Origin of the sequence: Rhodoferax ferrireducens, assembly GCF_049302455.1 — a bacterium.
GTDB lineage: Bacteria > Pseudomonadota > Gammaproteobacteria > Burkholderiales > Burkholderiaceae_C > Rhodoferax > Rhodoferax ferrireducens_B.
The window spans coordinates 1-12,914 of record NZ_JBAQMD010000109.1 but is presented as its reverse complement, the minus strand read 5'-3'; the positions used below and the strand labels follow the sequence as shown (position 1 = coordinate 12,914).

Sequence of the window (12,914 nt, the reverse complement as noted above, 5' to 3'; positions counted from 1 at the left end):
GATCCATGCGATCAGGGCGCCCGGTGCCTGTGCATGAGGCATGTGCCGGTTCTGCGTGCTTTGTTTTTCCTCTCTCAATGCGCGGCATGAGGCAAGAACGGCTTCTGATCGTTACAATGAAAAGACGAGAACTTAACGCAAGATTCATGCCTTTATGAAACTATCACTTTCCACTGTGCTTTTGCTGGCGGCCCTGGCGCCGGGCGTAAGCCTGGTTCGAGCTGAACAAGCCGACCGCGACAAGCCCATGAATGTGGAAGCCGATGCCTTGCGTTATGACGACGCCAAGAAAACCAGCGTGTTTACCGGCCGTGTCGTGTTGACCAAAGGCTCGATTCTGATCCGGGGCGCCCGTATTGAAGTACGTCAGGACCCCGAGGGTTACCAATACGGCCTGGTCACGGCCGAGCCCGGCAAACTCGCGTTTTTTCGCCAGAAGCGCCAAGGGCTCGATGAGTTTATTGAGGGCCAGGGCGAAAGCATCGAATACGACAGCCGCGTCGACACCGTGAAATTCAACAAGCAGGCGCAGTTGCGCCGCTACGTGGGCGCGACGCTGAGCGACGAGATGAGCGGCGGCGTGATCGTTTACAACAACCGCACCGACGTGTTCACCATTGATGGCGGTGTGGCCCAAGGCTCGCCGAGCGCGACAGGCGGCCGGGTGCGTGCCATGCTGACGCCCAAACCCAATGTCGCCGCAGCAGCGGCAGCAACGGCACCCGCCAATGCAGCTTCAGCGAGCGCCGATACGCTGCGCGCCACCACGACGCTGGGCGGGGATAAAAAGTGATGCCAGACAAGCTTGTCCGTCCGGTCCCGTTACGCGCCGATGGCGCCCAGTGTGAGAGTCGACTCGAAGTCAGCCACCTGCAGAAGTTCTACGGCAGTCGCCAGGTGGTCAAAGACGTGTCGCTGGTGGTCTGCAAGGGCGAGGTGGTCGGTTTGCTGGGGCCCAACGGCGCCGGCAAAACGACATCCTTCTACATGATTGTCGGCTTGGTGCATGCCAGCGCCGGTGACATCAAGATCGATGGTCACTCGGTTGAGCGCATGCCGATTCACAAGCGTGCCCGGCTGGGCTTGAGCTACCTGCCGCAAGAGGCGTCCATCTTTCGCAAGCTCAACGCGGAAGACAACGTGCGGGCGGTTTTGGAGCTGCAGCATGACGAAGCCGGCCAGCCGCTGCGCAAGGACGAAATTGAAAAACGACTGACCGCCTTGTTGCAGGACCTGCGCGTGGAGCACCTGCGGGAAACCCCGGCGCTGGCCCTGTCCGGCGGTGAACGCCGGCGGGTCGAGATTGCGCGCGCACTGGCCACGCAGCCGCGTTTCATTCTGCTCGATGAGCCGTTTGCCGGGATCGACCCGATTGCCGTGATCGAGATCCAGCGCATCATCAGCTTCCTCAAAAACCGCGGCATCGGGGTGTTGATCACCGACCACAACGTGCGCGAAACGCTGGGTATTTGCGACCACGCCTACATCATCAGCGATGGCAGCGTGCTGGCCCAGGGCACCCCGGCCGAGATCGTCAACGATGCTGAAGTGCGCCGGGTCTATCTCGGCGAGCACTTCAAAATGTGAACATGTTGCCCCCATGAAACAAGGCCTTTCCCTTCGGGTTTCGCAGCATCTGGCGCTGACGCCACAGTTGCAGCAGTCGATCCGCTTGCTGCAACTCTCCACGCTGGAGCTCAGCGCGGAGGTGGACCAGATGCTCGATGACAACCCATTCCTGGAGTTGACGGCAGACGAGTCGCCGCGTGAGGAATTTGGTCTGGCGCAGGCTGACACACCGGTCCGGGGCGACGACCTCGACGCCGAATACGCTACAAGTTCGGTAGCTGACTACCCAATAGAGACGAGGGCTACAGCCGAAAATGATTCAAATGTTTCGCCGCTCTCGGCGGACGATGCGCAAAGTTGGGAGGGTGACGGCAGCGCCTCCATGGCGCCCGACGACAGCGAGTGGGGCGGTGACGCCAAAGCCCGCAGCAACAACCTCAACGGCGATGACGACGCCGATGTGACCGAGCTGGCGCGCACCCAGGTGTCGCTGCAAAGCCACCTGCACGCGCAGGCGCTGGCCTTGCGCCTGAGTGCCGAGGATCGCGCCGCCTTGCAGTTTCTGATCGAGTCGCTCAATGACGATGGTTATCTGGAAGACACGCTGACCTCGCTCGCCGAGGGGCTCGCCGGCGGCGATGAGGTGCAGGTGGAGCAACTGGTCCATCATTTCACGGTCGCTTTTGGGCTGCTGCAGAGCCTGGAGCCGGTGGGTGTGGGTGCGCGAGATCTGGCCGAATGCCTGACTCTGCAACTGCGCGCCTTGCTGCCGCTGGCGCTCGCAGAGCCGGCCCGCGCCGCCGCCGTGCAGGTGGCGCTGCGTATTTGTGCCCAACCCATGGAGCTGCTGGCCCGACGCGACGTCAAGCGCCTGATGCTGCTGTGCGACGCGACGGACGCTGCCGTGCGCGAAGCCATTGCGCTGATTGCCCGTCTGGAGCCCAAGCCGGGGCGCCGCTTCGTGAATGTGGAGCGCAACATCGTGGTGCCCGATGTGCTGGTGATTCAGGTGGGCCAGGGCACGCAGGCCAAATTTCAGGTGCGCCTGAACACCGATGTGATGCCGCGCCTGCGCGTGCACGACATCTACGCCAATGCCCTCAAACAGCACAAGGGCGGCGGTAGCGATGCGTCCAGCTACGCCGCCCTGCAGCAGCGCCTGCAGGAGGCACGCTGGTTCATCAAGAACATCCAGCAGCGCTTCGACACCATCCTGCGCGTCAGCTCGGCCATCGTCGAGCGGCAAAAGAGTTTTTTCATGCACGGCGAACTCGCCATGCGCCCGCTGGTGCTGCGTGAGATTGCCGAAGAGCTCGGTCTGCACGAGTCCACCATCAGCCGCGTGACCACCGCCAAATACATGGCGACCCCGTTTGGCACCTTCGAGCTCAAGTATTTCTTTGGCTCCGGCCTGGGCACCGAGTCGGGTGGCAATGCGTCGAGCACGGCGGTGCGGGCCCTGATCAAACAATTTATCAGCGCCGAGAGCCCGGCCAAGCCGCTCAGTGACCACCAGTTGTCCGAGATGCTCAAAGAGCAGGGCATCGAATGCGCCCGCCGCACCGTGGCCAAATACCGCGAGGGGCTGCGCATCGCCCCCGCATCCTTGAGAAAAGCCTTGTGAACCAACTGCAACTCTTCTTGCCCTGCGCCGCTGGCGTGGAAGACTACCTGGCCCCCGAGGTCCTGCGCATCACCGGCTTGCCGCCGGGCTGCGTGACCAAGCAGCGCGGCGGCGTGGCCGTGCGCACGTCCTTCGCGCATGCGATGCTGCTCAACCTCTACAGCCGGCTGGCGCAGCGTGTGCTGGTGCTGCTGTCGTTCACCGAGTACCGCAACGAACAGGATTTGTACCGCGCCGCCAGTGAGGTGGCCTGGGAGCGCTGGTTCACCCCGCGCGAAAGCATCAAGGTGGAAGTGACGGCGCAGCACAGCCCGCTGACCAGCCTCAACTTTGCCGCGCTCAAGATCAAGGACGCGGTGTGCGACCGTTTCCGCGTCACGGCGGGCGGCGTGCGCCCGGACGTCAACACCCAGTGGCCCGATGTGCGCATCTACACGCACCTGACCACCGACAGCTGCTCGCTCTACATCGACACCTCGGGCGAGCCGCTGTTCAAGCGCGGTTGGCGCGAAGACAAGGGCGACGCGCCCTTGAAAGAAACCCTGGCCGCCGCCATGCTGGCCGCCAGTGGCTGGGCGGACGGCGACGAGGATCTGCTGCCGCTCTACGACCCCTGCTGCGGCAGCGGCACGATTGTGATTGAAGCGGCCCAGATCGCCTGCAATATTGCCGCCGGCTCCTTGCGCCGTTTTGCCTTCGAGAAGTATTTGCCGTTTCAGCGCCCCGTTTGGGATGCTATTAAAAAAGAAGCTAAAGAGTCAGAAGTGACGCGGGCTCCAGGCCAAAAACCTATAATTTTTGGCAGTGACGTGGCGCACCGCATGGTCGACTTTGCCCAGCGCAACGCGCAGCGCGCGGGCGTTGCCGACGTGATCGAGTTTCGCGGTGGCGACGCCCTGCAGCGCCTGCCGCCGATCGATATTCCTGGTGTGATGCTGCTCAACCCGCCCTATGGCGAGCGCATCGAGGTCGCCGGTGTGGCCAAAGGGGCGCGCCGCGCGGGCAGTCAGTTTGAGGATGAAGAGGTCGAAGTGGGTCGTTTTGGTGCCCGCGAGTTGCCGCAGACGCAGGAGGGCGGCGAATTCTTCAGCCAGCTGGCCAGCCACTGGAAGAAAAACTACCCCGGCTGGAGCGCCTGGATACTCACGCCCGACCTGAAACTGCCGGGCAAAATGCGCCTGAAAGAATCGCGCCGCGTGCCGATGTGGAATGGCCCGATCGAATGCCGCCTGTTCCGCTTTGACATGGTGGCCGGGAAAATGGGGTCGGATCACCGGGAGCGCAGCGGACGTGTGCTCTGACCCCTTTTTCCCGGACGCGCACGCAGTGCGCGGGATCGTCCTCGACACCAACATCGTGCTGGATGCCTTCGTCTTCAATGACCCGGCCACGCAGCCCCTCAAGCTCGCGCTGGCCTCCCGCAAAATCCAGTGGATTGCCACCAAAGCGATGCGCGACGAGTTGGCGCGGGTGCTGGCTTACCCGAAGATCGTCGTGCGGCTGGCGCTCTACCAACTCAGCGCCGCAGACGTGCTGGCGCAGTTCGATGGCCAGGCGCAGTGGCTCGACGCCGCCCCCAAAGCCAGCGTCACCTGCCGCGACCCCGATGACCAGAAGTTCATCGACCTGGCCGTCGCCAACAAGGCCATGCTGCTGAGCAAGGACCGCGCCGTGCTTTGTATGGCAAAACGGCTGCTGGCCCTTGATGTACGGGCGCATACTGCTACTGTTTTTGTAGTCTGAGGCGGTCCCCGCCAGCCGACTGCCGACCCTTGTGCGCTCTATCCGCTCAAAGGGCGTGACAACGCAGTAGCCTGGACTACATTAGCCACCATGAACCCTTCTCCTTCGACCCAGAAACTCACAACGGGGCCGACGTCCGGCGCCGGGCTTTCTGTGGAGATACGCCGCTTTTCGGCTGGCATGCGGGTCATCACCGCGCTGCTGTGTACCGTGCTGTTCTTCTCAACCGAAAACAGTATCGACGCCAGGGTACTTGCGGTCTTGTTGGCGTACGGCTTGTGGTCTGCGTGGCTGCTCTGGGTCGAAGCCAGCGGGCGTGGGCTCCGATCAGCGCTTTGGTCGTACTGGATCGATGTCGCATGGTCATTGATGCTCATGAAGCTTTGGAGCGCTGGCGCCCTGCTGATGCTCATCACGTTGGTGCAACCCGTGGTGCTGGCCAGCATTGGGTACGGCATCACGCAAGGCTTGTTACTCTCGCTGCTGGCGACGTCGGGCTTGATAGCCTACAACGGCAGTGACCTCATGAACAGCCCCAGCCTCGGATGGCACCGACACATACAGATCATGATCATGCTGGCCTTGGCCCCATCGGCCGCCCTGATCGCGCGGCCGATGGGCATACGGTTTCGCTGGTCGACGCTGCTCAGCCAGCTCGAAGCCCAACTGGACCCGCGCCATGGCCTCCATCCGATTTGCGCCGAGCTGGTGGAACGCCTGCGTGGCGCCACCCAGGCCAACGTCGTCGCGCTCGTGTTGCCCAGTAGCCAGGGCGCCCCGGCGATGATCGCCAGCCGCGAAGATGGCAGTTTTCGCGCGAACGCGGAGGTCCACGCGCGCCTGGAAGCCTTGCTGGCGCAGATGCCGGCCTGCACCGTGAGCTACGTCCGGCGCCCCTGGTGGGACCCGCGACCCAGCACGCGGCTGTACGCCGACCTGCCCTTGCCCGTCGACCTCTCGACCCCGCTCGCGGAGCTGGCCCTGACATTGGACGTGCGCTGTCTGCACGCGCTGTCGCTGACCCGTTATGCGCACCAGCACGGCCACATCGTGGTGGGCTACAGCAGCCAACGCGGTGCCGTCTATGACGTATCGGCGCTGGCCGACGTGGTCCCCGAGCTGCTGCGCGTGGTCGAGCAGGCCGCGCTGGTTGACCAGTTGCAGGAGGAAAGTGCCGGCCACGAGCGGGCGCGCATTGGCCGCGACCTGCACGACAGTGCCATCCAGCCTTACCTCGGGCTGAAGTACGCGGTTGAGTCCGTTGCCCTGCGCATTCCGCGCGACAACCCGGCCCGAGCCGAGGTCGACTCACTGGCCGACTTGGTGAACGGCGAAGTGGCCGCGCTGCGCGAACTGATTTCGGGCCTGCGTACCGGCAACGACCAAGGGGACAACGCCCTTGTGCCCGCCGTGCGGCGGCAGGTGCGCCGCTTTTCGGTGCTGTTCGGTATCGACATCGTGCTCGAGTGCCCGGACAAGCTGCCCACCACCCGCGTCATGGCCAGTTCGCTGTTCCATCTGGTCAACGAGGTGCTCAACAACATCCGCAAACACACTGCAGCGCGCCATATCTGGATCACACTGTCCGTCCAGGCGTCAATGATCAAACTCGTGGTCCGTGACGATGCGGGCAGCCTGCGCGGGCACCCGGCGGACGACTTCCGCCCGGCCTCGCTCAGCGAACGCGTCGCGGAACTGAATGGCACCCTGCACATTGGTCGCCCGGACGGGCCCAACACCGAGCTCGTGATACAGATTCCCCTCTAGCTGAACAAAGACCCTCAAAACAACGCTTGGCGACCATTTCTTGAGCCAAGCTGCCCTATTCATCTCCGCAACTGATTTTTATCAATTTGTAACTCGAAGTTACACATTTAATCATTGCCTATGAAGTCAATTTCATGAGTGCGCAAGTACTTGCGGAGATCGCACTCATTTGACGGTGGTTTCAGGAGGAATAACAAAATGGAAATGAGCTTTGTGGATGCACCACGTGCTGTGATCGACGCCCCGTCAAGGCCGATCAGGGTGTTCCTGGTCGACGACCATCAAATCACGCTTTGGGGCCTGCGTCGGCTGATCGAGGCCTCGAACCCACGCATGGAGGTGGTCGGAACCGCCAGTTCCCGCACCGAACTGCTGAACCATGACGCCGCCGCCATCGCAGACGTCATCCTGCTCGACCTTGATCTAGGCGGTGAAGACGCGGCCGCCTCGCTCGCCGACCTGCGCCAGCGTTGCCCTGGGCGGGTGCTCGTGCTGACCGCCAGCGATGACCCTGCCCAGCACCGCGCCGCCATGGTGAAGGGCGCGCGCGGCGTGATCCACAAGTCAGAGGCGGCAGAAACCATTCTGCGCGCCATCGAGAAGGTCAACAACGGCGAAGTCTGGCTGCACCGCGCGCTGCTCGGTGAACTGTTCGGCCTGCTGACTGACGACAGCCCCGCGGCAGTGCCGCGCCAGACCGACCTCAATGCGCAACGCATTGCCAGCCTGACGGCCCGCGAACGGGAAATCGTGGTCACCATGGTGCACTGCGCCGGCGCCAAGCAGCTCGCGGTGGCCGACGAACTCAAAATGAGCGAACACACCCTGCGAAACCACCTGACCACCATCTACGACAAACTCGGCGTGCGCGGGCGGCTGGAGTTGCATGTTTTTTCCACCATGCACGGGCTTGGTGCGGCCACGGGCAGACCGTGTGGTGCCTGAGCTGATGGCGTGATAAAGCTCCCGCCGGGGCAGGGACAAATCGCCTAGGGGGCGTCGCGCATTCTCACTGGCACTGCGTTTCCCCAATTCGTAGTATCGGGCCATCAGTTGGCCATGCAAAGCAGCAAGATCGGACCCTGCTTGACCCAATGGCTGGCTTTACACACGGCGCCGGGTCTGAAATCTTAGGGGGAATCTCATGCGAAAAATAATGGCAATCTTGGCGGTTCTACTGTCAGCAGCCTTGGTTGGATGCGGGGGAGGGGGGAGTGACAGCCCTGTCGTCTGCAGGGCGACCATGCTAAATCCTGACCTCTGTCTCTCAAACACTCCGACTGGCCTCGCATCGCTTAATCTTTCGTTGGTCGACTCGTCCGGTGCGGCCATCACATCGGTTTCTCCTGACCAGCGGGGAACGCTGCAAGCGTCGGTGAAAGACAGCAAGGGGGCCGCAGTACCGAACGTCGCCGTCACCTTCACCACCAGCGACAAAACAGGCGCATTCGTGCCATCGTCAGGGACCGCGTTGACCGATGCAAACGGGGTGGCACGCGTAGGCTTGCCAGCGGGCACGCAGGCCGGCGCGTTCAGGGCGACCAGTGTGACCACCCTTGGGGGTGTGGCTGTTACCGGCACAGTCGACTATGCGGTCACGTCGCCGAGCCTTACGCTTAGTCCGCTGACGATTTCGTTGATCGACTCTTCAGGCGCGGTTATCACATCCGTGTCTCCTGAGCGCCCGGGAACGCTGCAAGCGGCATTGAAAAACGACAGGGGAAACGCCGTACCGGATGTTGCAGTCACTTTCACCACAACCGATAAAACGGGGGCGTTCGTGCCATCGTCAGCGACCGCGCTGACGGATGCAAACGGGGTGGCACGGGTGGGCTTGCCAGCGGGCACGCAAGCTGGCGGATTCACGGTGACGGCTAACGCCATGGTGAGCGGCAAAGCTACTGTAGGAACGGCCAGCTACGCGGTCACGTTTCCGACGCTCACCTTGAGCGCGCTCAGCATCAATCCTGCAACGCTTTCTGCGGGTGGCAACGCCAGCGTTAGCGTCACGGTGTTAAGCGGATCATCGCCCTATGCGCCGCCGCTGCCGGTATCCTTTGTTTCGCCATGTGTCACGGCCGGTAAGGCTGCGATAGGCTCCCCTGTGCTGACTGAGAGCGGCATTGCGACCGCAAGCTACAGTGACAAAGGCTGTGGTGTTGCCGACATCATCACCGCGTCGGTGGCGCCCGGTGGTGCAATGGTGAGCAAGACGGGGACAATCACCGTGCTCCCAGCGACGGCCGGGTCCTTTAAATTCATTTCCGCAACCACTACCAACATTGCGCTCAAGGGAACGGGGGGCTTCGGACGTCAGGAGTTCTCTACCCTGAAGTTTGAGGTGTATGACAATACGGGGAATCTAGCCGCAGGCAAACTAGTCGACTTTGTGTTCTCGGACTGTAACCTCGCGATCACCGATTGCAGCAAAGGGGTCGGGGTGGGCGGACTCACGCTGTATCCGACCTCCGCCACCTCCGCTGCCGATGGGTCGGTGACGACACTGGTTTCAGCGGGAACGATACCCACGTCGGTGCGCGTCGTCGGTACGATTCATGGCAGTTCGCCACTGATTACCACCCTCTCAAATATCCTGGTGATTTCAACCGGCGTGCCGGATCAGAAGCACTTCTCTCTCGCCACCGAAACCGGAAATTGCGAGGGAAGGGACGTGGATCAGACCTGCAGCTTCGTCACGGCTACTTTGGGCGATCATTTTGGCAACCCCGCTCCTGATGGCACGGCTGTGAATTTCACCACTGGCGGGGGCGTCATTGACGCCTCGTGTGTCACGGGATCGCTCCTGACCCCGCCCCCCGACCTTCTTCCCCCCGGCTCCACACCAATCGGCCAGACCACCAATTCCAAAGTCGGCCCAGGATCGGGAACCTGCACTGTGTTGCTGCGAGCAAGCAATCCACGGCCAGCAAATGGACGCGTGACGGTTCTGGCCTATGCCGTGGGTGAGGAGAATCTTTTCGACGCTAACGGCAACAATGTGTATGACACTGGTGATACCTTCACCGACAAGAGCCTGGACATTTTCCGCGACGACATCGAGACCGGCATATGGAGCCCAGGCGAGCCGTGCATCGGGCCCAACTTGAATGGTACTTGCAGCACGCCCGGCGATGGTCAGTACAACGGTGTGCTGCGCAATCCGCAGGTACCGAGCGCGCAGACCTTGTACGTCTCGGCTCAGCTCGTGCAAATATTTTCCGGCAGCGAGGCGAAGATTACGTCGCTTGACGCCTCACCCACTTTGAGCCAATGCGTTAACGGCACACCGTTTGTCAACATCGCAAAAACGTTCGGAATTGCGGTTAGGGACAACAACCCAACCGTGTTTGCTGGCAACCAAGCAAATACGCTCCCGCTGAATCTGCCAAGTGACCTGTCCGGGAACATTTTGCCAGCCGGCACGAAAATTGAGTTCACTACTTCCAACGGCACGATACTGAGTGGCACCAGCTTTATCGCGCCTAATACCAATGAGCCGAGCGCCGCAGCCTGGATCTACTATTTGACCGTTCAGAGCGATGCGACACAGACCGGTCCTGGGACCACATCGGGTGGTGTTACCAACCCGAGTTATGTGTGCAGCAATCAAGTCACAAGTGGACTATTAACGGTGAAAGTGACGACGCCGCTCGGGGTAATCACAACACAGTCTTTCTCAGTGACCGATTAGTTTTGCTGTGCCATCAAATTCGGCTTGGACTTGATGGCACGGCACGTATCGCACCTTGCCTCACCCGGACGCACAAACGACACTGCTCCTTGCTTTCGCCAACGGACTGATGCAACTATTGGAATGCGTAGTTCTGTCGCGAAAATCGTGCTCGGCCGCTCCTTCGGCTTGCTCCCCGCCCAACGTGGTCTCGTGATGGCGGGGCCGTATCGCTTCGTGCGGCATCCGATCTACTTCGGCTACCTGATCGGTCACATCGGCTTCTTGCTCGTCAACTTCTCGTGGCGCAATGCTGCGGTGCTGGCCTTGCTGTACGTTGCGCAGGTGATTCGCATCCAGCGCGAGGAGGCCATGCTGATCGCCACCGATGTTGCCTACCGGCGCTACCAGAAACGGGTGCGCTGGCGCCTGCTGCCGCTCGTGTATTAGGCGACTGCGCGGTGGCATCTAGGAGCAAACTCCCAGCATCCGGTGCTCACTCCTCCCATGCCAAACACGCCATAGTTACCTAGCATGCCTGTATGTCGCCGTCACCCGCTCCCAGCACCGAATTCGCAAGGTTCATCGCGCCCATTGGTGTGCTCGTGGTGGATGACCAGTTGGCGGTGCGCGAGGGCTTGGCCCGGCTGATTGCATGCGCGCCGATGGCGCTACGTTACGTGAGCACCGCCGCCACCGGCGCCGAGGCCTTGAGCGCAGCCGCCAGGCTGCACCCAGACGTGGTGGTGCTGGACGTCGACTTGGCGGGCGAGGACGGTTTGGCGCTCATCCCGCAGCTAGCGCTGACCGCTGGCGTGCTGGTGCTCACCAGTCACGGCGATCCGCTCACCCGAGCCCGCGCCACGCGACTGGGCGCACGCGCCTTCATCGAGAAACACCAGCCGGCCGCCGACTTGCTTGGCTCCATCGCAGCTATCTGCCGCCTGCCAGCGCGGGGCGAGGGGGAGGAAGCTCCCGGTCGGCCCGGGACAAGCTCCCCCCTGACGATGACGCCATCCTCCGATGTGCAGGCGTTGCGCCATTATTAAAGTCAAGACCATGAACACCATCACACATAGTTTCGCCCAGGGTCTCGCTGACGAGTCGGGTGTCACGGCCATCGAATATGGCCTGCTGGCGGCGTTGATTGCGGTGACGATCATCGGTGCGGTTGGCAAGACCGGCACCTCACTCTTGACACTTTACGAGAACTGGAGTGCGGCCGTGATTGCCGCGCTTCAGGGTTAGACAGGAAAAACGCGAATTGCCGGCCGGCGTTACAGCAACAGGCCAGCAGGGTTTTGATCCGGCCCTTTCGGATCGTAGGCAGGCGCTGCAGAGCGTCGTTTTTCTCACCGCAAGGAGTTCATCATGCAAGTCGTTCAATTTATTCAGAAGTTTGTTCGCGACGAAGAGGGCGTTACCGCCATCGAGTACGGCCTCATCGCTGCGCTGATTGCGGTCTTCATCGTTGGGAGCGTCCAGGCAGTCGGCATAACCCTCGATGGTGTCTTCAAGGCTATCGATAACGGGTTGAAAGGCGTCGTCTAGTTGGATCCGGCCAAGTCGAGCAAACGTCGTATCCCCGGCTTGGCTGATCATCAACCGCATGCTTCTGTCAATCGTCATCATGGTCCACGCGCTGCTCACCGTTTTGTTGCTGGCCGCCGTCGTCGCCGACCTGCATTCGCGCCGCATCCCGAATGCACTGGTACTCGTGGGGCTGACGCTCGCATTTATCACTCACTTAATTGCTCTGGCCGCAGGCTCCGCGCCTCTCGCAGGCCGCGCCTGGTGGGCACCATTCACCGGCCTGCTGACCGGCTTGGCGTCACTGCTGCCGCTATACCTGCTACGCGCCACAGGCGCCGGCGATGTCAAGCTAATGGCCATGGTAGGCGCCTTCATCGGCGTCCAGCCCGTGCTCACCGCCACCCTCTACACCCTTCTCGCCGGCGGCCTGCTGTCACTGGTCTTCATGCTCGGCCGTGGCGTGGCAGCGCAGACGCTGGCCAATGTGCGTTTCCTGCTGACCGACTGGGCGCTGCGCGCCAGCAGCGGCCAGGGCGCACGCCTGGCGCCGCTGCAAACCACAGCAGCACGCCTGCCCTACGCGGTGGCCATTGCGCTGGGCACGGGCGCGGCCTTGCTCTGGCCCCTCGCCACACCCTGAACGGTGCCGCATCATGAACCTGCTTCAGTTTCCCGCCACACAGCCTCGCACCCTGCACGACATCCGGGCCACGCTGCCGCACGCGCCGCAGACGCTGGAAGAAACCGGCCTGTCCAGCACCTTTCTGGTCGAGCTGGTCGGCAAGACCATGTTCCAGCTCGGCCTGACCCGGCTCACTGAACTCAGCGCCCAGTTGTGCCTGGCCGGCACCGTGGTCGAAGCGGTGTGCCTGTTCATGCGCCGTGAATCGCTGCTGGAAGTCACGCGCCGCGGCCAGCACGAGGCTGATGTTCAATTCGACCTCACGCAGGCCGGCCGGGCGCGCGCTGCCGAGTGGCTCACCCGCAGTTCCTACGTCGGCGCAGCGC

13 protein-coding genes and 1 pseudogene are annotated in these 12,914 nt (G+C 62.2%); all 14 read left to right on the top strand.

Annotated features, from left to right (window positions below):
• The first annotated feature begins 154 nt into the window (after positions 1-154).
• A complete protein-coding gene (gene lptA, locus WA157_RS18060; protein ID WP_422622289.1) occupies positions 155-793 on the top strand; it encodes a lipopolysaccharide transport periplasmic protein LptA in 639 nt (212 codons plus the stop codon).
• The gene (gene lptB, locus WA157_RS18055) at positions 793-1,587 is read left to right on the top strand and encodes an LPS export ABC transporter ATP-binding protein (RefSeq protein WP_422622288.1); all 795 of its coding nucleotides are present in this window, start codon (positions 793-795) and stop codon (positions 1,585-1,587) included. The genes lptA and lptB overlap by 1 nt, the downstream gene beginning before the upstream one ends.
• Positions 1,588-1,600: 13 nt before the next feature.
• Positions 1,601-3,193, top strand: a complete 1,593-nt coding sequence (gene rpoN, locus WA157_RS18050; RefSeq protein WP_422622287.1) for an RNA polymerase factor sigma-54 — start codon at positions 1,601-1,603, stop codon at positions 3,191-3,193.
• Positions 3,190-4,494 carry a THUMP domain-containing class I SAM-dependent RNA methyltransferase gene (locus WA157_RS18045; protein ID WP_422622286.1) on the top strand — a complete coding sequence of 435 codons (1,305 nt, stop codon included), beginning with the start codon at positions 3,190-3,192 and terminating at the stop codon, positions 4,492-4,494. The genes rpoN and WA157_RS18045 overlap by 4 nt, the downstream gene beginning before the upstream one ends.
• On the top strand, positions 4,484-4,936 hold the full coding sequence (locus WA157_RS18040; RefSeq protein WP_422622285.1) for a putative toxin-antitoxin system toxin component, PIN family: 453 nt from the start codon (positions 4,484-4,486) through the stop codon (positions 4,934-4,936). Before WA157_RS18045 ends, WA157_RS18040 begins: the two co-directional genes overlap by 11 nt.
• 90 nt (positions 4,937-5,026) lie before the next feature.
• Positions 5,027-6,703 carry a sensor histidine kinase gene (locus WA157_RS18035; protein ID WP_422622284.1) on the top strand — a complete coding sequence of 559 codons (1,677 nt, stop codon included), beginning with the start codon at positions 5,027-5,029 and terminating at the stop codon, positions 6,701-6,703.
• Positions 6,704-6,901: 198 nt separating this feature from the next.
• Positions 6,902-7,648, top strand: a complete 747-nt coding sequence (locus tag WA157_RS18030; protein WP_422622283.1) for a response regulator transcription factor — start codon at positions 6,902-6,904, stop codon at positions 7,646-7,648.
• A gap of 298 nt (positions 7,649-7,946) precedes the next feature.
• Entirely contained in the window at positions 7,947-10,394 is a 2,448-nt protein-coding gene (locus tag WA157_RS18025) for a hypothetical protein (RefSeq protein WP_422622282.1), read from the top strand.
• Positions 10,395-10,517: 123 nt separating this feature from the next.
• A complete protein-coding gene (locus tag WA157_RS18020) occupies positions 10,518-10,823 on the top strand; it encodes a methyltransferase family protein (protein ID WP_422622281.1) in 306 nt (101 codons plus the stop codon).
• Between the two features lie 92 nt (positions 10,824-10,915).
• Entirely contained in the window at positions 10,916-11,422 is a 507-nt protein-coding gene (locus WA157_RS18015; protein ID WP_422622280.1) for a response regulator, read from the top strand.
• 10 nt (positions 11,423-11,432) lie between these two features.
• Positions 11,433-11,621 (top strand): Flp family type IVb pilin, encoded by a 189-nt coding sequence (locus tag WA157_RS18010; protein ID WP_422622279.1) that lies wholly within the window; start codon positions 11,433-11,435, stop codon positions 11,619-11,621.
• A gap of 123 nt (positions 11,622-11,744) precedes the next feature.
• On the top strand, positions 11,745-11,924 hold the full coding sequence (locus WA157_RS18005; protein WP_422622278.1) for a Flp family type IVb pilin: 180 nt from the start codon (positions 11,745-11,747) through the stop codon (positions 11,922-11,924).
• A gap of 58 nt (positions 11,925-11,982) precedes the next feature.
• Positions 11,983-12,546: a prepilin peptidase gene (locus WA157_RS18000; protein WP_422622277.1), complete on the top strand. Its 564-nt coding sequence runs from the start codon at positions 11,983-11,985 to the stop codon at positions 12,544-12,546.
• Between the two features lie 13 nt (positions 12,547-12,559).
• Positions 12,560-12,914: pseudogene (locus tag WA157_RS17995) on the top strand (ATP-binding protein); the annotation flags it as partial.

Bases quoted from the DNA above. Each gene is read 5' to 3' on its own strand.
- WA157_RS18010 (WP_422622279.1), top strand. From the start codon at position 11,433: ATGAACACCATCACACATAGTTTCGCCCAGGGTCTCGCTGACGAGTCG.
- WA157_RS18000 (WP_422622277.1), top strand. From the start codon at position 11,983: ATGCTTCTGTCAATCGTCATCATGGTCCACGCGCTGCTCACCGTTTTG.
- lptA (WP_422622289.1), top strand. From the start codon at position 155: ATGAAACTATCACTTTCCACTGTGCTTTTGCTGGCGGCCCTGGCGCCG.
- WA157_RS18015 (WP_422622280.1), top strand. From the start codon at position 10,916: ATGTCGCCGTCACCCGCTCCCAGCACCGAATTCGCAAGGTTCATCGCG.
- WA157_RS18025 (WP_422622282.1), top strand. From the start codon at position 7,947: ATGCTAAATCCTGACCTCTGTCTCTCAAACACTCCGACTGGCCTCGCA.
- WA157_RS18005 (WP_422622278.1), top strand. From the start codon at position 11,745: ATGCAAGTCGTTCAATTTATTCAGAAGTTTGTTCGCGACGAAGAGGGC.
- lptB (WP_422622288.1), top strand. From the start codon at position 793: ATGCCAGACAAGCTTGTCCGTCCGGTCCCGTTACGCGCCGATGGCGCC.
- rpoN (WP_422622287.1), top strand. From the start codon at position 1,601: ATGAAACAAGGCCTTTCCCTTCGGGTTTCGCAGCATCTGGCGCTGACG.
- WA157_RS18030 (WP_422622283.1), top strand. From the start codon at position 6,902: ATGGAAATGAGCTTTGTGGATGCACCACGTGCTGTGATCGACGCCCCG.
- WA157_RS18020 (WP_422622281.1), top strand. From the start codon at position 10,518: ATGCGTAGTTCTGTCGCGAAAATCGTGCTCGGCCGCTCCTTCGGCTTG.
- WA157_RS18035 (WP_422622284.1), top strand. From the start codon at position 5,027: ATGAACCCTTCTCCTTCGACCCAGAAACTCACAACGGGGCCGACGTCC.